The sequence below is a fragment of the Acinetobacter sp. MD2(2019) genome (genome assembly GCF_035615615.1).
GTDB lineage: Bacteria > Pseudomonadota > Gammaproteobacteria > Pseudomonadales > Moraxellaceae > Acinetobacter.
In genome coordinates, this window is sequence record NZ_VTDU01000008.1 from 84651 (window position 1) to 107352 (window position 22702).

At 41.0% G+C, this 22702-nt stretch carries 21 protein-coding genes; 12 read left to right on the plus strand and 9 right to left on the minus strand.

Features of this window, described 5'->3' with window-relative positions:
• Positions 1-144 precede the first annotated feature (144 nt).
• The 3 genes from I2F62_RS06290 (at position 145) to I2F62_RS06300 (ending at position 2692) form a co-directional block, all read left to right on the plus strand.
• On the plus strand, positions 145-1095 hold the full coding sequence (locus tag I2F62_RS06290) for an NUDIX hydrolase (RefSeq protein ID WP_324626168.1): 951 nt from the start codon (positions 145-147) through the stop codon (positions 1093-1095).
• Between the two features lie 62 nt (positions 1096-1157).
• Complete coding sequence (gene nadC / locus I2F62_RS06295; RefSeq protein WP_324626169.1) at positions 1158-2006, plus strand: carboxylating nicotinate-nucleotide diphosphorylase; 849 nt, start codon at positions 1158-1160, stop codon at positions 2004-2006.
• 203 nt (positions 2007-2209) lie between these two features.
• Positions 2210-2692, plus strand: a complete 483-nt coding sequence (locus tag I2F62_RS06300) for a peroxiredoxin (RefSeq protein ID WP_324626196.1) — start codon at positions 2210-2212, stop codon at positions 2690-2692.
• Positions 2693-2737: 45 nt separating this feature from the next.
• On the opposite strand, the gene I2F62_RS06305 is transcribed toward I2F62_RS06300, so the two are convergent.
• Positions 2738-3268 carry a YaeQ family protein gene (locus I2F62_RS06305; RefSeq protein ID WP_324626170.1) on the minus strand — a complete coding sequence of 177 codons (531 nt, stop codon included), beginning with the start codon at positions 3266-3268 and terminating at the stop codon, positions 2738-2740.
• Positions 3269-3461: 193 nt separating this feature from the next.
• On the opposite strand from I2F62_RS06305, the gene I2F62_RS06310 reads away from it, so the two are divergent.
• Entirely contained in the window at positions 3462-3893 is a 432-nt protein-coding gene (locus I2F62_RS06310) for a hypothetical protein (protein ID WP_324626171.1), read from the plus strand.
• Positions 3894-4022: 129 nt separating this feature from the next.
• Here I2F62_RS06310 and ftn read toward each other — a convergent pair whose 3' ends face one another.
• The 4 genes from ftn to smc all read right to left on the minus strand — a co-directional run bounded on the left by ftn (position 4023) and on the right by smc (position 11268).
• Positions 4023-4487: a heteropolymeric bacterioferritin subunit Ftn gene (gene ftn, locus I2F62_RS06315; RefSeq protein ID WP_324626172.1), complete on the minus strand. Its 465-nt coding sequence runs from the start codon at positions 4485-4487 to the stop codon at positions 4023-4025.
• A gap of 238 nt (positions 4488-4725) precedes the next feature.
• Entirely contained in the window at positions 4726-6759 is a 2034-nt protein-coding gene (gene ligA / locus I2F62_RS06320; RefSeq protein WP_324626197.1) for an NAD-dependent DNA ligase LigA, read from the minus strand.
• Between the two features lie 68 nt (positions 6760-6827).
• Entirely contained in the window at positions 6828-7814 is a 987-nt protein-coding gene (locus I2F62_RS06325; protein WP_324626173.1) for a cell division protein ZipA C-terminal FtsZ-binding domain-containing protein, read from the minus strand.
• Between the two features lies 1 nt (position 7815).
• Positions 7816-11268 (minus strand): chromosome segregation protein SMC, encoded by a 3453-nt coding sequence (gene smc, locus I2F62_RS06330; RefSeq protein ID WP_324626174.1) that lies wholly within the window; start codon positions 11266-11268, stop codon positions 7816-7818.
• A gap of 411 nt (positions 11269-11679) precedes the next feature.
• On the opposite strand from smc, the gene I2F62_RS06335 reads away from it, so the two are divergent.
• Entirely contained in the window at positions 11680-12873 is a 1194-nt protein-coding gene (locus tag I2F62_RS06335) for an aldose 1-epimerase family protein (RefSeq protein ID WP_324626175.1), read from the plus strand.
• 125 nt (positions 12874-12998) lie between these two features.
• On the opposite strand, the gene I2F62_RS06340 is transcribed toward I2F62_RS06335, so the two are convergent.
• Positions 12999-13802: a sulfite exporter TauE/SafE family protein gene (locus I2F62_RS06340; protein ID WP_324626176.1), complete on the minus strand. Its 804-nt coding sequence runs from the start codon at positions 13800-13802 to the stop codon at positions 12999-13001.
• A 29-nt stretch (positions 13803-13831) separates the two neighbouring features.
• Between I2F62_RS06340 and I2F62_RS06345 the strand changes: the two genes are divergently transcribed.
• Positions 13832-14590: a biotin--[acetyl-CoA-carboxylase] ligase gene (locus I2F62_RS06345; RefSeq protein ID WP_420713732.1), complete on the plus strand. Its 759-nt coding sequence runs from the start codon at positions 13832-13834 to the stop codon at positions 14588-14590.
• Between the two features lie 3 nt (positions 14591-14593).
• Positions 14594-15319, plus strand: coding sequence for a type III pantothenate kinase (locus tag I2F62_RS06350; protein ID WP_324626178.1), 726 nt, complete (start codon positions 14594-14596; stop codon positions 15317-15319).
• On the opposite strand, the gene I2F62_RS06355 is transcribed toward I2F62_RS06350, so the two are convergent.
• Together I2F62_RS06355 and ffh are read right to left on the minus strand one after the other, a co-directional pair.
• On the minus strand, positions 15301-15690 hold the full coding sequence (locus I2F62_RS06355; RefSeq protein WP_324626179.1) for a tautomerase family protein: 390 nt from the start codon (positions 15688-15690) through the stop codon (positions 15301-15303). The two genes, I2F62_RS06350 and I2F62_RS06355, sit on opposite strands and share 19 nt — an antisense overlap.
• 51 nt (positions 15691-15741) lie before the next feature.
• Positions 15742-17148 carry a signal recognition particle protein gene (ffh, locus tag I2F62_RS06360; RefSeq protein ID WP_324626180.1) on the minus strand — a complete coding sequence of 469 codons (1407 nt, stop codon included), beginning with the start codon at positions 17146-17148 and terminating at the stop codon, positions 15742-15744.
• Between the two features lie 144 nt (positions 17149-17292).
• Between ffh and I2F62_RS06365 the strand changes: the two genes are divergently transcribed.
• The 5 genes from I2F62_RS06365 to I2F62_RS06385 all read left to right on the plus strand — a co-directional run bounded on the left by I2F62_RS06365 (position 17293) and on the right by I2F62_RS06385 (position 21176).
• Positions 17293-18099: a cytochrome C assembly family protein gene (locus tag I2F62_RS06365; protein ID WP_324626181.1), complete on the plus strand. Its 807-nt coding sequence runs from the start codon at positions 17293-17295 to the stop codon at positions 18097-18099.
• Positions 18100-18243: 144 nt separating this feature from the next.
• A complete protein-coding gene (locus I2F62_RS06370) occupies positions 18244-19179 on the plus strand; it encodes a tRNA dihydrouridine synthase (protein WP_324626182.1) in 936 nt (311 codons plus the stop codon).
• 99 nt (positions 19180-19278) lie between these two features.
• The gene (locus I2F62_RS06375) at positions 19279-19830 is read left to right on the plus strand and encodes a hypothetical protein (RefSeq protein WP_324626183.1); all 552 of its coding nucleotides are present in this window, start codon (positions 19279-19281) and stop codon (positions 19828-19830) included.
• A 202-nt stretch (positions 19831-20032) separates the two neighbouring features.
• Positions 20033-20620 (plus strand): hypothetical protein, encoded by a 588-nt coding sequence (locus tag I2F62_RS06380; RefSeq protein WP_324626184.1) that lies wholly within the window; start codon positions 20033-20035, stop codon positions 20618-20620.
• Position 20621: 1 nt separating this feature from the next.
• Positions 20622-21176 carry an RNA 2'-phosphotransferase gene (locus I2F62_RS06385; RefSeq protein ID WP_324626185.1) on the plus strand — a complete coding sequence of 185 codons (555 nt, stop codon included), beginning with the start codon at positions 20622-20624 and terminating at the stop codon, positions 21174-21176.
• 298 nt (positions 21177-21474) lie between these two features.
• Here I2F62_RS06385 and I2F62_RS06390 read toward each other — a convergent pair whose 3' ends face one another.
• Positions 21475-22677: a multidrug effflux MFS transporter gene (locus I2F62_RS06390; protein WP_324626186.1), complete on the minus strand. Its 1203-nt coding sequence runs from the start codon at positions 22675-22677 to the stop codon at positions 21475-21477.
• Between the last annotated feature and the right edge of the window lie 25 nt (positions 22678-22702).

Below are 22702 nucleotides of genomic sequence, written 5' to 3' on the forward strand. Positions count from 1 at the left end.
GAATCTATTTATTTTGAATATATAAAAATTGCTTATTAAATATGCAAGCTGTATGAAATATGGCATCAATCCACACGCTATTTTTTGCTTTGTGATCGGTTTTGCATACAATGTAAAATGACATCCATAAAGATTAGACGACACATGCAGCCACAAGCAGATTTAGGGCTTAATTATTCCAAAGAAACCGCAACAGAACTGGTTGCTGTGCTGATTGCTGTGACCGACTTTTCGGCTCGGGTGTTAACTATTCAAGACGCGTCCCTACTCCCTCATGGCCCTCTCACGCCCATTCATCACTCACTACAAGCGGGCGCACGAACATGGGTGCAACAACAAACCGAACAACCGCTAGGTTATATGGAGCAGTTATATACGTTTGTGGATATTAACCGTTCAAAAAAAATAGGTCATCATGTTGTTTATATTAGTTATTTAGGCTTAGTAAAAGAAGCGGATGAGCACAGCTTAAATTTAGATGCCAAATGGCAAGATTGGTATGACTATTTCCCGTGGGAAGATTTAAGACAAGGACGTTCGCAGCACATCATCGAACAAATTCTGCCACACATTCAAAATTGGGTCGATTCAGCCCCGTCAACTCGCATTCGGCATATGCGCCAACAGCGTATGAATTTATGTTGGGCACGGGACGGTTTTACATGGCATGAAGAAAATACCCTGCTTCGTTATGAACTGATGTATGAAGTTGGGTTAATTCCAGAGTCACCTTTTTTTGATGATCGACTCCCGCCAAGTATTGTGGGCAAAGAAATGCAAAATCATCATCGGCGAGTGTTGGCAACCGCCATGTCGCGCTTAAGAGCAAAAATGCAATATCGCCCAGTTATTTTTGAATTAATGCCTCCTGAATTCACCTTATTCCAACTACAACAAAGTATTGAAGCGTTAAATGGTGTTGAATTACATAAACAAAATTTCCGCCGCTTAATCAACAATCAGAATTTGGTTGAAGCCACAGGCAAAGAATCCACACCCGAACGTGGCCGCCCAGCGCAATTGTATCGCTTTAAATCGGATGTGCTACAAGAAAGCTTACTGTCAGGCTATAAGTTTCCTACGGTTAATAATTAACATTTGCCTAGTGAACATTTCACAATATATACTCCACTTGAGTATATATTGGAGAGCTCGCCATGCAATATGCATTAGCAGAGGTTTTAATTTTGCCTCTGGTTCAATCTGCATTAAGGGAAGATTTAGGTCGCAGAGGTGACATTACCTCTGAAGCGGTCGTTGATGCGCAGCAAAATACGCAATTACACATTGTGGCACGTGAAACCGGTATTTTATGCGGCATTGATTTTGCCCGACTCTCTTTTTTACAGATGGATCGCAATATTGCATTTTCAGCGCATCTGCAAGATGGTGACGCATTACACGCAGGCGATATTATTGCCAGCATTCAAGGCAATGCACGGGCAATTTTAAGTGCTGAACGTACCGCGCTTAACTTTTTAACCCATTTAAGTGGTATTTCAACCACCACTCACCACATTCAAAGTAGTTTTGCACATACCCAAGCGAGACTTACCTGCACGCGAAAAACCATCCCAGGATTACGTGATATTCAAAAATATGCCGTTCGCGTCGGTGGTGGACGCAATCATCGAATGGGTTTAGACGATGCTATTTTAATTAAAGACAATCATATTGCGCTGGCCGGTGGCGATATTACTTTAACCATTCAGCGGGCCAAAGACTACGCAGGCCACTTAATTCCCATTGAAGTTGAAGTCGATACGCTAGAACAATTAGAACGTGTGTTAAAAGAAGGTGTTTCTTTGGTCTTGCTGGACAACATGTCGCTCGATCAACTCACAACCGCAGTTGCTATGTGTAAAGGTCAGGCAAAAACTGAGGCGTCAGGCGGTATTCATCCTGAAACAGCCGTGGCGATTGCAGAAACAGGAGTCGACTTCTTGGCACTAGGCTATGTCACCCATAGCGCGCGTTATTTAGATATTGGCTTAGATTATTTATAATTTTTTTGGCAATTTTTGCCTTTATTTGACTTTATGCTTATCGATTTCCGTTGAGCATAAAGGCAAATTTGTGGGTAAAATGAAGCTCAATTATCTTGCATAGAGCCTTGATCATGCATGTTTTATCACGATTACGCCCATTCATTTGTTTGGCGCTTTTAACAGTAGGTATCACCGATACTCATGCCAATACTACCGCGTTAATGACAGAAAATAATGCACAAAAACAATGGATGGGACAAAAAGCACCGGCATTTAAGCTGCAAGATCAAAAAGGAAATTGGCATCAACTTAGCCAGTATCAGGGCAAATGGGTGGTGCTGTATTTTTATCCTAAAGATAATTCACCCGGATGCACCGAAGAAGCCAAACAGTTTAAAGCGCTGTATCCACAATTTTTACAGCATGCTGCTGTGGTACTTGGGGTCAGTTTGGACGATGTGCAATCTCATCAAAAATTTTCTACAAAACTTGATTTACCCTTTCCTATTTTGGCCGACCCACAACGAACATTGGCGAACCAATTTGGAATTGTGCGAAATTTAGGTTTTATGCAATTTGCAAAACGAGAAAGTTTTTTAATCGACCCAAAAGGTGTCATTGTCTATCACTATAGTAGTGTCGACACGCAAACCCATGCCAAGCAAGTGTTAGATGACATTCAAAAGTTAGCAACGCTTAAATAAATTGTAGGCATCATCAAGCAGTTCTCCCACTTGATGATGTATGGGTTACTGTAATTGTTCCCATTCAATGCTGGCTTGTCCATTGTCGCCAATTAAGCTCCATTCACCATCCATCACATTTAACTGAAGCTGCATGGTTCTTGCGCACAGGCTTTCAATCTCTTGACTGGTTTTTTCAGAGATACGCCAAACTTCTACATTTTTAAGCGTTTTCAGCTTACTACTGCGTTTATACCATTCATCTACCGCACCGCCATAGCTAATAACGGCCACTTTGGGACAACGCGAACTGGCTTTTTTGACTTTATCTTCATCGGGACAGCCCACTTCAATCCACTGCTCGAGTTGACCAGTTAAATCTTTTTCCCATAAAGCCGGTTCATCGGTTTCGAACAAGTCTTTGGTAAATTCAAGCGACGCATTGGCAAAGCGTGAAAATGCTAAGATCCGCACCATTAAGCGTTCAATGGTTTCTGAAGGATGTAAAGCCATGGTTAGTTGGTAGTCCGCGTATTGATGCGTATCCATATTTGCAATATTCAAATCTGCTTTATAAATGGTTGCTTTTAATGCCATGGTAAATGTCCTAAAATTTGGCGCTAGCTTAGCTTTTTTTATGAAAATTTACTATTTTTTATCAGCCAAATCGCCAAGTTTCAGATTCATAATGCAAGAATCTAAATGAATGTCGCAGGATAACTATGCAGAATGACATCATGCTGTTTTAATTGACTTCAAGTACGTTTCATATCAGGATATTTTGCACGCAATGAAGCTATTTTTAGATTGTGAGTTTAATGGATTTAATGGGCCACTCATCTCGCTTGCATTAGTGGACACAAACAAAAACTATTTTTACGAAGTTTTAGCCTGCAATGAACCAATTCCTTGGGTGAAAGACAATGTAATTCCAAAATTAAATCAAGAGCCTATCAATTATTTAGATTTTCAGGCGAAATTGCAGGCTTTTTTATTTAACTATGATTCTATTCATATTATTGCCGATTGGCCTGAAGACATCGCTTTATTTTTAAATGCGTTGATGACCCAGCCCGGACAATGTATTCAAACACCGCCATTAACCATGCAAATATGGAAACCGACCAATCAAAATTCAATCATCGTCTCAAAAAATCCACACAATGCCTTATCCGATGCGCTGGCACTTTTAGAAAACTATACCCGTGAAGATAAAACCTAAGCCATTCAAATCGCTTATTTTTATAAAAAATATCGTTCATGCCATTCTTTAGTTTTTTAAAGCAAAAATTGCAGCCATAAAAAAAGGCAGTACCATTTTAGGTACTGCCTTTTGGGGTTTAAACACGAATTACATTTGCGATTGGATGTAATTTGCTAAACCAATTAATTCAATTAAACGAATTTGTTTTTCTAACCAATAGGTATGGTCTTCTTCTGTATCAGACAATTGTTGGCGCAACATATCACGACTAATGAAATCGCCTTTTTCTTCACACAGTTGAATGCCTTTTGCCAATTTAGCACGTACGTCATATTCAAGTGCCAAATCTGCTTTTAAACAGCTAACAACATCCGTTCCAACATTAATGTCTTCACGGTTCATGTTTGGTGTACCTTCAAGGAACAACACGCGGCGGATAATCGCATCGGCATGATCCGCTTCTTCTTGCATTTCATGGTCAATGCGTTCAAAAATCTTACTTAATCCCCAATCTTCGTACATGCGAGAGTGAATAAGATATTGATCACGAGCAGCCAGTTCGCCACCAATTAGCATATTAAGATAGTCAATGACTTCTGGATTACCACGCATAATTCTTCTCCTGTTCTAATGTGCATATTATGCTTGGTTTTATTGCATATTGCAAAAGCAAATATAGATTAAGTCCATGATTTTTATCAAATTAAAATGATAACCATACCCATTATCAATTCACTTTGGGGCTTTTTAAATAAAAAATAAGCGCTTAAGTCAATTTAAGCGCTTATTTTTTCAATCGTTTATAAAAAAGAGTAAGATTTCTTTTTTGTAACTAAAACGGTTAGCCGATTTAAATCGTTTGCCCATGTTCATGCATTAAAGCAATAAATTCAGCCTCAGATAAAACCGCAATGCCCAATTTTTCAGCTTTTTCTAATTTAGAACCTGCCTTTTCACCTGCAACCACGCATTTGGTCTTGCTTGAAACACTGCCACTCACCCGCGCACCCAACGCTTGTAACATTTGCGTTGCCTGATCTCGAGTTAGCTCCGACAATGTGCCTGTGAGCACCCAACTTTCGCCATTAAACGGTTGTCGACTCGGTGCAATTGGTACATCCCATTCAATGCCTGCGGCCAATAAACGATCGACCACTTCAATATTATGTTGCGCTTGAAAGAAATCCACAATCCATTCTGCGGTAATATCGCCAACATCGGGGGTTTTCTTTAATTCATCCATATTGGCTTGGCGTAATGCGTCCAAAGTTTGAAAGGTATTGGCCAACATGCGTGCTGTGGTTTCGCCAACCCCTCGAATGCCCAACGCATAAATGAAGCGCGCTAAGGTGGTTTTCTTACTTCCTTCAATAGCATCAATTAAATTTTGTACCGACTTTTCACCCATTTTTTCCACACCTAACAAAGTTGCTCGGTGTTGATGTAATTGATAAATATCGGAAACATCCTTTAATAAATTTAAGTGTAACAGCGATTCTGCCCAGCGATCGCCCAAGCCTTCAATGTCCATGGCTTTACGCGAAACGAAATGCCGAATCGCTTCAATACGTTGTGCCGCACAATATAATCCACCAGAACAACGCGCCAAAGCCTCACCTTCAGGTATGACCACCGGCGAATCACAAACGGGACAAGTACTTGGCAAATACACTGCAATGGCATCTTCAGGGCGCATGTTGGCCCAAACGCGCTCGACTTTGGGAATCACATCGCCACTGCGGTAGACGCTGACTTGATCTTTAATGTGAATATCTAAACGATGAATTTCGCCAATATTATGCAAAGTCACGTTGGATACAGTCACGCCCCCCACCAAAACAGGTTTTAAACGTGCAACAGGCGTTAAAATTCCAGTACGCCCGACTTGCCAGTCAATATTTTCAACTGTGGTTAAGGCAATTTCAGCAGGAAATTTATAAGCCGTTGCCCAGCGTGGTTCACGGCTTAAAAAGCCTAATTGTTGTTGCTGTTTTAAGTCATCGACTTTAATCACCATGCCATCAATTTCAACCGCTAAATTGGGGCGTTCTTGTTGAATTTGTTCATAGCGTTGTTGAACCTCTTGAATTGTTTGACATAAAAATTGACGTTCGGCAATCGAAAAGCCGAATTGGGTCAACCAATGCAAACTGTCATGCATGGTTGTTAAACCGTGGTGCGGTTGGCATTGTGCAATGCCGTAAGCATAAAATGCCAATGGACGAGAAGCAGCAATTTCAGGGTCAAGCTGTCTTAAACTGCCTGCTGCGGCATTGCGTGGATTGGCAAAGGTTTTATCGCCTTTAGCCGCTTGCTCGGCATTTAAGCGCTCAAAACCCGACTTTGGAATCAGCACTTCACCGCGTACTTCTAAAAGGTCGGGAATAGTATGCTTGGCGCTCGATAAAACTTTGGGTAAATTACGAATAGTTTTCACATTTTGGGTAATATCCTCACCCATTTCGCCATCGCCACGGGTTACGCCACGAATTAACACGCCACGTTCGTACCATAGCGAAATGGCCAAACCATCTAACTTTAATTCAACATCGTAATTGACTTGTTGGTTCGGTAATCGTTCTTCAACACGGCGCGCAAAGGCAAATAAATCGTCCTGATTAAACACATTTCCAAGCGATAACATTGGCACGGCATGGGTCAGCGTTTCAAATTTCGCTAGCGCTTTGCCACCCACACGTAAGGTTGGCGTATCGGCCTGAACCAAGTCTGGATGTTCAGCTTCTAATGCTTTTAACTGATGAAACAGTTGATCATACTCACTGTCTGTAATGCTGGGTTGATCCATTACATAATAAGCATGGTTATGTTGTGCAATGATTTGAATTAATTGTCGCATTTGCGCAATCACTGCTGCTGGTTCCATCATTCATTCCACCATATAAAAGGGCGGATCGATTCCGCCCTAAATGTTTAAAAATTACTGAGTTTTGCTTAAGCCGGCGTGGCTTGTGGTTTGTAATCAATCACTTGATGTCGCCAATGTTCTTTTAATTGTTGGGTGAGTTCACAATTATTTTCATCAAACACTTTACCATCAACATCACGAGCAATCAGCCCTGCAATACTTACCATCATGTCAAATCCGGTTTGCGCATGTGCATTTGGTAACGCTAAAAAGAACGAAAAGCCTTGAATTTGCTCGGCAGATAAGCTTTCAAGATCAAATCCTGACGGCCCTTCATCGGTCATACGTAACACCGAAAACATCAACGGGCTAGGTTCATTAATGTCTTCATAGCGATGAAAACAAGAGAGCTCACCAAAACGCAATCCATATTTAAGTAAGGTTTTCAATGCTTTGTCGCCAGATAATACCTTACGCGGATTAGGAAATACATTTAAAGCAATAATATGTTCCGCTTTGGACAACGCGCTTTCATCGTCATAGCACTGTTGTTCGTGCAGATGTAAATCTAAGATGGAGCTTTCTTCTTCAAAAGCCGCCACTTCAGCCGTTTGCATATCGGCATTTAAACTTAAATCTAAACGCGGCTGTTCATCTTCTTTGGCTTGTTCAGGCAAAGCTTCTGCGGTTGGTGTAGCTACAGTTTCAATTGCTTGTGTATCGGTCGCTGCGCTTGCAGCAATTTCGGTATGGTCTTTGACTTGTTCAGCCTGCGCTTGATTTTCCGCAGTTGGCGATGCAATTTCTGCTGCTATTTCAGGTTGCGCCAACGCTTCGGCAGGTTTTTCATCATTCGCTACGTTATTAGCTACACTGGGTTCTGCTGCGGGCGTAATCTGTGCCAACTGATCACGCACAAAGCGCGGAATGACCGGCTGATTGGTTTCAGGGTTAATATGTAATTCTGTTTCTAATGACGGGACATATTCTTTTGGCTTTCTAAAAACTAAAAATAAACCAAATATAATAATGATCACCGCGATAACAATACCTGCAATGGTCGAGATTTCCATCTTATGACTCCGCTACTAACCCGTATTCTTTCGCTTCTTCTAAATTGACTGTAACAAGTTTCGAGGCACCCGGTTCAGGCATGGTCACACCCAATAAATCGGTTGCCATCGTCATTGCAAGCTTATTATGTGTAATGTAAATGAATTGTACCTGTTCTGAAAGTTCTTTTACCAAATTACAAAACCGTTGTACATTTGCATCGTCTAAAGGCGCATCGACTTCATCTAAAACACAAAATGGCGCAGGATTCAAACGGAAGATGGCAAACACCAAAGCCAGTGCCGTAAGTGCCTTCTCTCCACCCGACAATAACGCCAATGAACTATTGCGTTTACCCGGCGGACGCGCCATTAATTTCACCCCAGACTGCCAATCGCCCTCTAAACTTAAACTGGCTTCGCCGCCATTAAATACTTTTGGAAATAATGCCTGTAACTCAACATTAATTTTTTCAAAGGTATTCATAAACAGTTTTTTGGTTTCTTGGTCAATACTTTTCATGGCTTGTTGCAATTGCTCAACCGTATTTTCCAAATCTTGCATTTGATGGGTTAATTCTGCATGGCGTGTCGACACATCTTGATATTCTTCTGATGCCGCTAAGTTCACGGCGCCAAGTTTAGAAAGTTTTTGCTGTACAGTCTGTAAGCTTTGTTGATGGGCATCTAAATCAATTTTAACCTCAAGCAAAGGCTGCGCCTGAAGTTCATTTAACTGCTGAGCATAATGTGCAATGTCTGATTTTGCCGCTTGCCAAGCTAAACGCGTTTGCTCCAGCGTGTTTCGCAGCAGTTCATCTTGCTGTTGATATTCATGCCGTTGTGTGGTGAGTTGCTGTTGACGCGATTGAACACTGTTGAGCTCGTCTTGCCAGTGTGTCCATTGCTGTTGTAATTTGTCGGCAATTTCGCTTTGTTGCTCAAGTTGACTCAATAAAGTAGGTAATTCTAATTGAATCGGGTCTACATAATTTTGTGCTAAAGCAATCTGCTGCTGTAATTGCTGCTGCTGTGTTTTTAAGAAACTCTGATCTTTTTCTAGCAATTCAATTTGCTGAGTAAGCTGTGTCAATTGCTGTCGGTTTTCATCAACATGTTGCTGGCTAAACTGTTGTTTTTCTTGCTGTGCCATCAGATGTGTTTCAAGTGCTTCTAAGGCTGCCTGTCGTTGCCCATGCTCGGGTAAAAGTTGCTCAAGCTTAATTTGCAAAGCATGCAAATCAATTTCTAAGTCATCTTTTTGCATAGCATCTTCTTCAAGCTGCACCTCTAGCTGTTGAATTTGCTGTGCTAATTGTTGTTGCTGCAAAGAAAACGCCTGTTGGCTACTTTGTAATTTAGCAATTTGCACATCTGTCTGTTGCTGTTGTTGTTGCTGCTGTTTCAATTGCTGTTTGAATTGTTGTTGCTGTTGCTGAAACAAGCGCTGCTCTTTTTCAAGCTCAGAAATTTGTTGCACACAGTGCGTAAATTGTTGTTGTAACGGAATCAGCGCAGCAGCAATTTCATCTAAACGTACCTGATGACTTAATGCACCTTGCGCAGCTTGGCTGTCTTCATCAAAAAATAGTCCAATCACCCAGTCTGACCCAATATGATAACCATCTAAAGTTAAAATACTTTCGCCTGCGGCTAAGCTGGTTTGTAAGGCCAAGGCATAATCTAGACTCGGTGCCAAAGCCACCTGCTGCCAAATGGACAACTGCGGCTCAACAATCCATGTGCTTAAACTGGGTAACCCGACCACGTCTAAAGTTGGCTCGGCAAGACTCACTTTTAACTGCCGCGCCTGCTCAGTTTGAAAGGTCATCGAAGATTCCAACATCGCCGCCGACAACCACTTGGCTAAAAACTTTTCGACCAATCCAGCATGTTGTTTGCCTTGCGCAGTCAACTGCAAAACTTGTAAAAGCTGTAAAATGGGCTGGCGATGGCTCGGCAACTGCTGTGCCATCAATTGTTGTAAATTTTTCTGCTCGCGTTGCAAACCTTGAATATCTGACTGCAACTCACTGCGTTGTTGCTGCATGTCTAGCAATTGTTGCTGCGTTGCTTCTCGCCGTTGTTCACATTCAAATAATTGCTGCTCAACCTCAACAAGCAAGGTCTGCCCTTGCTGCTGCTGTGCCAACAATGCCTGAACTTGCTCATCTTCAACTTGATGCTTCACCTGCAATTGCTGTGCATCTAAAGTTTCTTTTTGATGATTTAAACGCAGAATGTTCTTTTGCAATTGTTCGCTCTGCGAAAGCATCTGTGCATGTTTTTGCTGGTATTGATCGACCTGTAATTTAATGTTTTCAAAAGCTTGCTGCGCCTGTTGATGCTGCTGTTTTAAATTACTGCTTTGTTGTATGTTTTGCTGATGCTCGGCATCGTATTGTAGCCATTGCTGTTGTCGCTGATTTTGCTGTTCACACAAATCATCCAATTGAATATCTATCAGTTGTAAGCGCTCTTTGCTGTGCTGCTTTTGACTTAAATACTGGGTTAACTGCGTATTATTTTGTTCGAATAAGGCTTGTTTTTGCTGCAAGGTCATTTCAAGCGCTGCACGTTTTTTTTCAGCCTCTTGCCATTCACGTTGTAAAGGCGATGATTGCTGAATTAAACGCTGAAATAAATCGTTGGTAGAGCCTAAATCGTGCTCAAGCGTGGTGAGTTCAGAACGAACATGCTTAAATTTTTCACCCAAACTATCGAGCTGCACATGATATTCGTGCTGAAGTCGGGTACTTTGTTGCGATTGGAACGATAAAATTTCAACTTTCAGCGTGTGAATTTGCGTTTCTAAGCTTTTATATTGAATGGCTGTTTCAGCTTGGCGTTTTAGAGCTTTTAATTGCCCATTCAATTCGTGCGCAATATCTTCTAAACGCAACAAATTTTGCGTGGTATGTTCTAAATGCTGTAAGGTTTCACGGCGACGTGCCTGATAACGTGAAATGCCCGCAGCTTCTTCAATATAGACCCGCATTTCTTCAGGCTTGGCATCGACCAAACGGTTAATCATGCCTTGTTCAATAATGGCATACGAGCGTGGGCCTAAGCCTGTACCCAAAAAAATGTCGGTAATATCGCGTCTGCGGCAGCGGGTGCCATTTAAAAAATATTCAGATTTTCCATCACGGCTGACTTGGCGGCGCACTGCCAGTTCATTATAGGCATTATAAGCACCGCCCAACTTGCCTTGCGTATTTTCAAAGCGTAATTCAACACTGGCCAGCCCAACTGGCTTACGTTTGGCCGTCCCAGTAAAAATAACATCTTGCATATTGCCGCCACGTAATTGGCGTGCATTCGACTCGCCCATCACCCAACGCACAGCATCAATCACATTCGATTTTCCACAGCCATTTGGGCCAACAATTGCACTGCGGTTGGCTTTAAAATGTAAAGTGGTGCTGTCGGCAAAAGATTTAAAGCCGGAAACTTTTAAGCTGCTTAAACGCATAATGTCCTAACTGAATAACGCACACGTTGCTCTTGTTTTATCTACACAAAGTCGTGGTTTTGACTTTATCTAGACTAAAACAAGCCATCATCGATTGCTGAAAATATACGGCTTACAAGTGTCGAGAAAAATGACAGATAAATAAAGTGGCTTGTTGCATTTTTTCGTTCAAAATAACGGCATTCGATCATTTTTTACAACCGTCAGCTAAACACAATAAATTAAAACCATCACTCGGTGGCAATCAAGATAAATTCATCGATAAAAATGCATTTTAGCCAATGCAAAAATACGAAAATATCCATTTTTAAACAAACAATCAAAATGCCATATATCATCAAAAGATAAGATCAAATATGATACGGCAGTGCTGTTGTATCAGCATACGTATAAATCATTAAGGAATATGAAATGAAAATGCATTACCGTCTGGCGTTAAGCGCAGCCATTGCTTTAAGCTGCGTATCTAGCTATGCAAAAACCTACGTACTGACCGATGTTGAAAACAATATTGAAGTTGGCAATTGGAAAACTGCAGGACAAAATTATAGCATTGAACAAAAAGTCCTCCATGGCGGAAAACAAGAAGGCAGCAAAGTGATTACCATCACTAGCCCAACAGGTCTGACTATTTCGTTGTCTCCCACCCGTGGCATGGGATTACTGCATGCTGAAGGAAACGGCATTCATTTAGGCTGGAAATCGCCAGTAACAGAAGTGGTCAATCCGGCCTATATTAATTTAGAAAGTCGCAATGGTTTAGGTTGGTTAGACGGATTTAATGAAATGTTAGTGCGTTGTGGTTATGAATGGACAGGCCACCCAACAACCGCAGATGGACAAATTTACACGTTACATGGCAAGGCACAAAACACGCCAGCATCTTATGTTGTCATTGAAATTGATGATAAAGCCCCGTATGCCATTCATGTAAAAGGTTTAATTAAAGAAAGCACCTTTAAAAAAACTGACCTGCAAACCATGACCGAATTGAGTTATGTTCCTGGTGAAAACTCATTTAAATTACATGATGTTTTGACCAACCATGCAGACTATGCACATGACTACCAAATTATTTACCACAGTAATTTTTCCCAACCCATTTTAGAAGATGGCGCGAAATTCTTAGCGCCGGTCAGCGAAGTCAGCCCATTTAATGATTATGCGAAAAAAGGACTTAAAGATTGGCAGCGTTATTCAGGCCCAACCGCAAACTTTGATGAAATGGTGTTTAATTTAAAACCCTTAGCAGACAAAAATGGCAATACCCTTGCGGCGTTGCTTAACAAAAATGGCGATAAAGGCGTGGCGATTGCATTTAACACCCAACAACTGCCTGTACTCACACTCTGGAAAAATACCGACACCTTAAAACAAGGCTACGTGACGGGAATTGAACCGGGCACCAGCTATGCGTATCCTGTCACCATTGAAAGACAGCAAAATCGTGTTAAAAAAATTGCACCGGGGCAAAGCGTTAGTTTTGATCTAACTTACTCGTTATTAAGCAACCGAACCCAAGTTCAAAACGTGCAGAATTCAATTCAAAAAATTCAAGGCACAACTGCAATTAAGCAAGTAGACACCCCAATCGCAAAAGAATAAGCAAAAAATGCCTAACCTGAGTTCGATGCAACATTTTAATCGGACTCAAGTTCGGCAACATTTATCTGCTGAAATTAACTGCGCCGCCTATCCAATCATACGCTTACACAACCCAGCAATTTGGGCTAATGAAAAACACCCTGATAAATAAAATAACTACCAATACTGCACAATAAAGCACTAAAACATTTTTTAAGCACTGATGGGGACAACGCATGTGCCACTTTCGCGCCCACTTTTGCAGTCAAAAAGCTCATACAGCTAATACCGAAAAAGGCATATAAATGCACATAGCCCCATGTTTGCGGCAGCTCTAAATTGGCTTCATGGCCAAAAAAGATAAACCCCAATGCACCTGCCACAGCAATAGGAAAACCGCATGCTGCCGAAGTTGCTACCGCTTTTTGCATGACCACGCCATGATGATTTAAATACGGAACCGTTAAAGAACCACCACCCACCCCAAAAATCGCCGATGCTGTACCAATCACACCGCCAACCATCGTTTGCTGCAACGTTGTTGGTAATTGTTTTGAGGTATCCACGGCCACATTGGCGCCCAAAAACATCCGCGATGCCACCCAAATTGCAAACACACCAATAATCAACTGCAAGCTTTGCGCAGAAAGTACGTGGGCAATGCCAGCACCTAAAAATGAACCTAACACCAATCCGGGCGAAAAATTGGCAACCACCGACCATAACACCGCACCCCGTTTATGATGTGCCATAATCGAACTTAGCGAGGTGACCATAATGGTTGCCAGCGACGTTCCAACAGCCAAATGCATCACCACATCGGGCGTATATTGCTGTTGGCTGAATACCACATACAGAATTGGAACAATAATCAACCCACCACCCACGCCAAATAGCCCTGCGGTAAAGCCTGCAATTGCACCAATAGCTAAATATATGATTAACTCCATATTATATTTCCTTCGCTATTTTAATGGATATGGATACTCAAACGCGCCAGTTACATCAATATCTTGAGCAAGCCAATTGCCTGCCCGATGTAATTTTATTAAAACAAAGTACCACTTCAACCAATGACGATGTACGTGCACTCGCAACGCAAGGCGTTCAAACGGCGTTAGTCTGTAGCGAAAGCCAAACCCAAGGTCGTGGACAACATAAACGGGCGTGGGTATCACCGCAAGGGAATATTTATTTTAGTTGCTTAATTCAGACCACAAGCGCGTTAAATGGTCGTCTGGCACTCGAAATTGCACTCAATTTAATCCACATGCCGATTTTTAAAGATTTAGAATTATTCATTAAATGGCCCAACGATTTATACAGTACACAGGGCAAATGGGGCGGTATTTTGGTTGAACCGTTATCCAACACCCAAGCAGTGATTGGCGTGGGCATCAATTTACGATCGCAACCTGAATTGACCCAGCTAGACCAGCAAACCACCTCACTTGAAGAATTAGGTTTAACCGATGTAGCACGTTTAACCATTATTGCTGAAATGTACAAAGCCATTCAACAAGCGGCGCAGTGGTTTAACCATGCCAGTCCGAATCTTGCACAGCGTTTTAACAATGTGGCCATGTTTAAAAACCAAGCCATTATTTTTGAACATCAACAAGGGCAAGTTTCAGGACACTATCTGGGAATTCAAAATGATGGCGCGCTGCTGATTCAAACCGAAAGCGAGATTGTTCATTTTTATCAAGGGCGTTTGCGCCTTGCCAATCAAGGATAAACCATGCGTCAACTCTGGTTAGATTTAGGCAATACCCGACTTAAATATTGGATTACCGAGGCAGATCAACTACTGCAACACGGCGCGGAGCTGCATTTGCAATCCCCTGCCGATTTGTTACTGGGCTTAGTTCATAGCTTTAAAAGCTTAAGCATTGCCAAGATTGGTATTTCTTCGGTGTTAGATGCCACAAATAATGCACGTGTTTGCCAAATTTTAGCGATTTTAAATGCACCAATTCATATTGCCAAAGTTCATGCAGAATTTGCAGGCTTAAGCTGTGGCTATGACGAACCAAAACAGTTAGGGATTGACCGTTGGTTACAGGTGCTGGCAGTGGCACAACCCGAACAGAATTTTTGCGTTGTCGGTTGTGGTACGGCGCTCACCATCGATTTAACCCAAGGCATGCAGCATTTGGGCGGCTATATTTTACCCAATTTATATTTACAGCGAGATGCGCTCATTCAAAACACCAAAGGCATTAAAATTCCCGACTCTGCGTTTGCTGAATTAACCCCAGGACGCAACACGGCAGATGGCGTGCATCATGGCATTTTACTCGGACTCATTAGCAGCATTGAGAAAATTTTGCAGCACACCCCACGCCAACTTATTTTAACGGGTGGCGATGCAGCATTATTTGCCCAGCATTTACAAGCCTACCACCCCAAAATTGAAACTGATTTACTGCTCAAAGGTTTGCAGCATTACACCGCGACCGTGTAATTGAGTGCTAAATCTAGTGCATGTTGACCGCGAATGCCCCAATTTTCTTTTGGGGTTTCAAAAATAGTGATTTCTACACTATGCGGCGCAATGCCACAAGACGTCTCAATATTATGAAAAATCAATTCAATCAGCTTCTTTTTAGCCAAAGTACTACGCCCCTCAAACATTGAAAGTTCAATAATCAAATATTGATCAGTGCGATCCGTTGGATAAATAAAATCCTCGGAATCTAAAGCAATGAATCTTTGAAACTTCTTATCTGCTGGATAGGCCAAGGCATCTACCAAAGCTGAATGCAGCGCATAAGAAATCTTTTCTCGGAACTGCGCCAATGTGGCTTTGAGCCCATATATTTTTATTTGTGACATTTTTAATTCCTTACAATAAAAAAGCGCTTGAACTTCAAGCGCTTTTTTATATTATTTCTTGTCGTTGCTACCAAATAATGGTCCCATACCACCACCGCCACCAAATTGTTTTTGCAAACCACCCAGTGAACGCATCATTTTGCCAAGACCAGATGGATTGGCAAATTTCTTCATCATTTTGGCCATTTGCGCATGTTGCTTAATCAATTTATTGACTTCGGCAACATCCATACCACACCCTAAAGCAATACGCTTCTTACGACTTGGGTTCATTAAGTCGGGGTTACGACGCTCTTTAATGGTCATCGACTGAATAATCGCTTCCATCTTTTTCACTTGTTTTTCAGGATTCGCTTGCTCAATCGCTTGCTGTAATCCTGCATTGCTCATGCCAGGCAACTTGTCTAAGAAGCCCATCATGCCGCCCATTTTGTTCATTTGCTCGAACTGCATTAGCATATCTTCAAAGTTGAAGTTCCCGCCTTTTTGCAGTTTTTTCGCCATTTTTTCGGCTTTTTCTTTGTCGATTTTACGTTCAACTTCTTCGACTAAAGAAAGGACATCACCCATGCCCAAAATACGCTGTGCCACACGTTCAGGATGGAACGGTTCAAGCGCATCCAGCTTTTCGCCCATACCCAAGAACTTAATTGGCTTACCGGTAATCGCACGTACCGAAAGCGCAGCACCACCGCGTGCATCACCATCAGTTTTGGTTAAAATCACACCTGTTAATGCTAAAGCATCATTAAAGGCTTTGGCAGTATTGGCCGCATCCTGACCTGTCATGGCATCGACCACGAACAAGGTTTCGGTTGGCTTAACCGCTGCATGCAAGGCTTTAATTTCATCCATCATGTCTTCATCGACATGCAAACGACCTGCGGTATCGACAATTAACACATCGGCAAATTTAATTTTTGCTTGTTCGATGGCACGATTGACAATATCAATCGGATTTTCTGACGCGTCAGACAAAATAAAGTCTGCCCCAACTTCTGCCGACACAGTTTGAAGCTGTTTAATTGCCGCAGGACGGTAAACGTCGGCAGACACCGTCATCACTTTTTTCTTTTGGCGTTCGCTTAAAAAGCGTGCCAATTTTGCCGCAGTGGTGGTTTTACCCGCACCTTGTAAACCTGCAAGTAGAATAACAACAGGGGGTTTCGCTGCTAAATCTAAAGTTTCATTGGCCTCACCCATCATTTTGGTGAGTTCATCATGCACAATTTTTACAAAGGCTTGACCCGGTGAAAGTTGAGTCAACACTTCCTGACCTAATGCCTGTTCCTTAACTTTCGCAATAAACTCGCGCGTTACAGGCAAGGCAACGTCTGCCTCTAAAAGTGCCATACGTACTTCACGTAGGGTATCTTTGATGTTGTCTTCGGTCAGTTGGCCTGTGCCAGTAACATTTCGTAGACTCTGCGTGAGTCGTTCGGTTAAGGTATCAAACATTGCAAATTCCGCTTAAAATGGTCTGTTGCAAAAAATCTTGCTTAAAAATAGAAAATTTATGCATATAATGCTATAGGATACTTGAGTTCAATTCAAAATTATATCGTATCGCATGAATATTCATTGCTCCAACACAGGTTTGACATGATCAGTCTCCCCTTGGTGTACACAATACTCGCATTAATCGCTTATACCACAGGGTTTTGGTATTCCTTTTTACACCTTGTTGCTAAACGTGAACCCAATCGTTGGTTTATTGGCGTCATCTTAGCTATGGGCTTAGGTTTACATGGCATTGTTTTAAAACAAGACATGCTGACTCTACATGGCGTCAATTATGACGTTTTCAACCTGTTGTCGTTCACGTCGGGTTTAATGCTGTTATTAAGCTTAATCTATAGCAGCTATCGCCCTGTGACTGCCTTGAATTTAATTGGCATTCCTGTTGCGGCAACTGGTCTAATTTTTGGTTTTGCCTTTAGTCAGCCCAACCAATATGCCACCGAACACGCACTTGGGCTAGATATTCACATTATCTTGTCTTTGTCGGCTTATGCAGTTTTGCTTATGGCAACCATTCACGCCATTTTAATGTGGTTGCAAGACCGCGAACTGAAAAAGAAACAAAAACGCTTGTGGGTGAACTTACTGCCACCGTTTCAGATTATGGAATCGTTACTGTTCGACATGCTCATTACCGGCTTTATTACATTAAGTATTGCCTTGGTTTTTGGCTTTGTTATGGTCGATAATTTCTTAACCCAACATTTAGCCCATAAAACCGTGTTTAGTATTTTTTCATGGTTTATTTATGGTGCCTTACTGATTGGACATTTTAAATTTGGCTGGCGTGGGCAAAAAGCGATTCGCTTTACCTTAATTGGTTTCTTTTTATTGGCCATGGGCTTTATTGGCAGTAAATTTGTATTGGAAATGATTTTAGGGCGCTAAATTGCGCTTTTTTCAACGACTTTTTTCAGCATCTCAAACCTTGCTATGCCGCTTTAAACAGCCGCAAGGTCTGATCTTGATGTACTAGACAACCCGAACAAAACACCGTATAACGCTTTTTTTATTTTAAAGGCAGAGCTCGCTTTGAAACTCATTTTAGCACCGATGGAAGGCTTAACCGACCCAATTATGCGCGATGTACTTACGCATGTGGGCAGTTTCGATTGGTGTGTGACTGAGTTCATTCGTGTTACCGACAGCCTATTGCCCGAACATGTGTATGACAGTTATTGCCCTGAACTTAAAAATGGCGGGAAAACCTCGGCTGGCACACCAGTGCATGTGCAATTTTTAGGGAATAACCCTGAAATGCTGGCGGCAAATGCTATTCGAGCCGTTCAACTGGGCGCACCGGCCATCGATTTAAACTTTGGTTGCCCTGCAAAAACGGTTAATCGCCACCGTGGTGGCTCAGTTTTACTTGATGAACCAGACGTTGTGCATGAGCTAGTTAAAGCCGTGCGTGATGCGGTACCCGCGCATATTCCAGTTTCGGCAAAAATGCGTTTAGGTTATTTAGATGAAAAACACACTTTAGACAATGCCCTTGCCATTGAAGCCGCAGGGGCAAATTGGCTAACGGTACATGCACGCACCAAAGCCGATGCTTATACGCCACCTGCCTATTGGGAAAAAATTCAGCCGATTCGTGAAGCCATTAAAATTAACATTATTGCCAACGGCGAAATTTGGAATACCGAGCATGCTCAAAACTGTCAGATACAGTCGGGTTGTGATGATTTAATGCTGGGGCGCGGTGCGGTAACCACGCCCGACTTAAGCCTATGTATTCGCGAAAATGTGCATCATGCATTGCTCACTTGGCAAGATTTGGTTGCTTTGCAAATTCGCTTTTTAAATGGCAATTATAAAAAAGCCATGAATATGGTTGGGCGTTATAAACAGTGGCTCGGCATGATGAGTAAGTCCTATCCTGAAGCGAAACTGCTTTGGGATGACGTAAAGCGTCTAAAAGAGTTAAATGAGATTATTTTAAAGCTACAGCAGACGATAAAATAAAAAAATTTAAACGCAAAACAATGTCATTTCTTAAGATTTATCGATATTAAGATAATCTAACTCACTTTCAGGAATACCCAAAACCTTACCACAAAGCGTATGATGACAGAACGATACATAAAACTCGGAGGACAAATAGCATTAATTTCATTCTTGCTTGGGACGCTTATTTTTGGACTTTTCTTTATAACTTCTGCTTTTGAAATACTATTTTTCGCTTATGGTTTCATTGCATTGACAAGTTTAATAAATCTTGGAGCTTTAATCTCAATTTTATTAAAAGCTCATAAGGACAAAGACAATAGGATAAAGTTATTTACAACTTGCGGACTTATGTTGCTTAATATTCCCATCATGCTTCTTTATTGTTCGATAACAATTATTTTGCTCAACACAATGAGAATTACTTTTACAAACTCGACTCAGATAACTTTGACAAATATAAATATCGTTGGTTGCGGTGGTGGATACATTGACAAATTAGAAAATGGTGAGAGTAAAACTGTTTGGATTGACATAACTGGCGACTGTTCAATAGATATTAACTATTTATCCAACGGACAAAAAAAAGAAGAACTTGTTGCAAGCTATGTGTCGAATAGTATGGGACAGAAAATGAAACATAATGTGGGCGGACAAAATGAAGAATAATCTTAACGGAAGACAACATATATCAACTGGAACGTCTAGTCTAACAAGATCTTAGCATCAGGCGGGCTGAAGTGCAGAATTGAACTTGTGCGCTTCTATCCACTTTTCTACATTAGCCGAGCGAAAGTGCTTCAATTACCCAGCCATTGCAAAGCCACGTAACGTTAGCAAACATTTTAAGACGACACATAGGAAAACAACAATGGTGCTATTTGACAAAATATTTAAACAAGGCATAAAACCAAAAAATGAAGACAGAAATCTGCCTTCATTTTGGGCAGATGACTATTGCCAAATTGAAATTGTTCTAAGAACGAATATTGAGCAGATCAAAAAATCAATAAAGCAAATTGATGAGTTCACTAAAAAAACGAGAACTGAATATGGGTTTACAGACATTTTTATGCGCGAAAATCTTCCTTACCCAACGATAAATGAGGAATTACAAACTGATTACTTTGAAAGTTTACTGATTGAAAAGGGTTTTGAAAAAGCAAAAAAAATTCGATATAATGGGCATACAATAATCAATTGCACTAAAACTACTTCAAACGCCTGTAGTTTGCCATGTTTCAATTTCTTTTATGACTGCAATAACGAATTTATAAATAATATTTGGATTTCAACATCTCTTATCAACTCAAATGACCATTTCAATAAAATTTTAGAAGCACTTTACGAATTAGGCAAAAATTGTGAATTGGTATTAATAAATTGGAATAGTTTGGAGCTTATAGACTTAACTGACAGAAATCAAATCAAAGAGTATCTAATGAGCTATTGGAAATAATATGACAAACGATAAGCAACTGACACATATAAGCAAATTTTTAAGTTTGGTACTACGACACCAACCTGAAACAATTGGCATTCAACTTGACCAAAATGGTTGGGTTGACATTAACGAATTAATTGAAAAAGCAAATAATTACGGAGTAAAGTTTGACAGACCAACTTTAAATCATATCGTTGAAACAAACTCAAAGAAGCGATTTGCTTTTAATGCTACTGTTGAAAAAATAAGAGCAAGTCAAGGACATTCTATAGAGATAGAATTAGGTTATACAAACAAACAACCACCAAAAATTTTATATCACGGAACAAGTGAAAAGTTTGTTCAATCTATTTTAGCGTCAGGACTGGACAAAAGAAGTAGACAACATACACATTTAAGTGCTGACATTGAAACAGCAATAAAAGTTGGTCAAAGACACGGAAAACCATTTATTTTCAAAGTTCTTGCAGGACAAATGTATAAAGACAATTTTCAATTTTTCATTTCAGACAATGGCGTTTGGTTGACTGACAATGTGCCGAAAAAATACCTGAAACGAAATGATGAATAAAGTAATAATGGCAGGTAGCAAAGTATTAAAAAAAGTGAGGCTAAACTACTTCGATTGAACTTTTGTACTAAAATCCCCCACCTTCGGCAATACCCAAAACGTTAAATTAATATTAGCCTTGCCGTCATTTGGCGTTTTATTCAAGAAAAAGTTCCCACACTGTTTTCTGTCAATCAATATCCACTTTTACAAGCGCTGACTCTTAAACTTGAACAAACTTCCGAGTTTAAGCAATATCCTTATGCTGCTTAAACAAACACCCAAGGCTGAATTCAATATTCAGCCTAGTTTATTCAACTTATTCTGCAAGAGTGTTTTTCATTGTGCCAAAAGTTGCAATCAGCGCCAGAGAACTACACAGCAGCATCGCTACCGCCATATTTAACAAACTATCCCAAACTAAAAAGTTCAATAAAACGCCACCAAACAACCCGACCATAAACTGCATACTGCCCATAATTGCACTGGCCGTTCCGGCTCTTGCGCCTTGTTCTGCCATTGCCAATGCCATGGCATTTGGGCCGCTTAAGCCAATACTTGAAACCACAATAAACATGCCGATCATCACCCCCCATAAAGGGAAACTTGCAACCATTCCTGCAACCAACAAGCAGATAACGCCTATAAACTGCATCATTCCACCGAGCAATAACCGTTGAACAATCGAAAACTTGCTTAGATGATGCTTATTGATATAAGACATCAGGCTAATCCCAAAAGCATTTAAGCCAAAAACATAAGCAAAGTGTTGTTGCGATAAATGATACTGCCCCATCAAAATAGCCGTAGCCGAGCTAATGTAAATAAATAATGCACCGCCACCTAAGCAACCACACAGCATTGGCAATACAAACTGACGGTCGGCAAAAATGCGCCCATACAGTAAAAATACTTGTTGAACATTTAAGTGCAGTCGTTTTTCTACGGCCAAGGTTTCTTTAAAAAAGAAATGTACGCTACATAAACCAATCAACCCAATAAACGCCAACACTTTAAAAATGGCTTGCCATGGGTAAAATGCCAAAACTGCAGCGCCTAAGGTTGGCGCAATGACAGGTGCAATTCCCATTACAATCATCATGCTAGAAAACGCTTGTGCAGAACCTTCTACATCTAAACGATCTCGAATGGCTGCACGTGCAATGACCACCCCAACACAACCACCTAAAGCTTGTATCACCCGAGAAAAAATTAAAGCCCACGCGCTATTGGCATAAATACATAATAAACCGCCCAAAATATAAAGTATCAGACCAAAATATAATGGTTTTTTACGTCCAATTCGGTCACTAATAGGACCATAAATTAACTGCCCCATCGCCAAACCTAAAAAGTACGCAGGTAAGCTATTGGCGACCTTCTGCGCGGTGGTGTGGAAATCTTGCGCCATTTGTGGCAATGCGGGCAAATACATGTCAATTGACAATGGCCCTAATGCAGTTAAAAATGCAAGCAGTAAAATCCATGAAAGTGGATAGCTTTTTTGAGTGGCGTTTGGCATAAAAATTTAATGATTCGAGTGGCAG

Bases quoted from the DNA above. Each gene is read 5' to 3' on its own strand.
- I2F62_RS06290 (WP_324626168.1), top strand. From the start codon at position 145: ATGCAGCCACAAGCAGATTTAGGGCTTAATTATTCCAAAGAAACCGCA.
- nadC (WP_324626169.1), top strand. From the start codon at position 1,158: ATGCAATATGCATTAGCAGAGGTTTTAATTTTGCCTCTGGTTCAATCT.
- I2F62_RS06300 (WP_324626196.1), top strand. From the start codon at position 2,210: ATGACAGAAAATAATGCACAAAAACAATGGATGGGACAAAAAGCACCG.
- I2F62_RS06305 (WP_324626170.1), bottom strand. From the start codon at position 3,268: ATGGCATTAAAAGCAACCATTTATAAAGCAGATTTGAATATTGCAAAT.
- I2F62_RS06310 (WP_324626171.1), top strand. From the start codon at position 3,462: ATGAAGCTATTTTTAGATTGTGAGTTTAATGGATTTAATGGGCCACTC.
- ftn (WP_324626172.1), bottom strand. From the start codon at position 4,487: ATGCGTGGTAATCCAGAAGTCATTGACTATCTTAATATGCTAATTGGT.
- ligA (WP_324626197.1), bottom strand. From the start codon at position 6,759: ATGGAACCAGCAGCAGTGATTGCGCAAATGCGACAATTAATTCAAATC.
- I2F62_RS06325 (WP_324626173.1), bottom strand. From the start codon at position 7,814: ATGGAAATCTCGACCATTGCAGGTATTGTTATCGCGGTGATCATTATT.
- smc (WP_324626174.1), bottom strand. From the start codon at position 11,268: ATGCGTTTAAGCAGCTTAAAAGTTTCCGGCTTTAAATCTTTTGCCGAC.
- I2F62_RS06335 (WP_324626175.1), top strand. From the start codon at position 11,680: ATGAAAATGCATTACCGTCTGGCGTTAAGCGCAGCCATTGCTTTAAGC.
- I2F62_RS06340 (WP_324626176.1), bottom strand. From the start codon at position 13,802: ATGGAGTTAATCATATATTTAGCTATTGGTGCAATTGCAGGCTTTACC.
- I2F62_RS06345 (WP_420713732.1), top strand. From the start codon at position 13,832: ATGGATACTCAAACGCGCCAGTTACATCAATATCTTGAGCAAGCCAAT.
- I2F62_RS06350 (WP_324626178.1), top strand. From the start codon at position 14,594: ATGCGTCAACTCTGGTTAGATTTAGGCAATACCCGACTTAAATATTGG.
- I2F62_RS06355 (WP_324626179.1), bottom strand. From the start codon at position 15,690: ATGTCACAAATAAAAATATATGGGCTCAAAGCCACATTGGCGCAGTTC.
- ffh (WP_324626180.1), bottom strand. From the start codon at position 17,148: ATGTTTGATACCTTAACCGAACGACTCACGCAGAGTCTACGAAATGTT.
- I2F62_RS06365 (WP_324626181.1), top strand. From the start codon at position 17,293: ATGATCAGTCTCCCCTTGGTGTACACAATACTCGCATTAATCGCTTAT.
- I2F62_RS06375 (WP_324626183.1), top strand. From the start codon at position 19,279: ATGATGACAGAACGATACATAAAACTCGGAGGACAAATAGCATTAATT.
- I2F62_RS06380 (WP_324626184.1), top strand. From the start codon at position 20,033: ATGGTGCTATTTGACAAAATATTTAAACAAGGCATAAAACCAAAAAAT.
- I2F62_RS06385 (WP_324626185.1), top strand. From the start codon at position 20,622: ATGACAAACGATAAGCAACTGACACATATAAGCAAATTTTTAAGTTTG.
- I2F62_RS06390 (WP_324626186.1), bottom strand. From the start codon at position 22,677: ATGCCAAACGCCACTCAAAAAAGCTATCCACTTTCATGGATTTTACTG.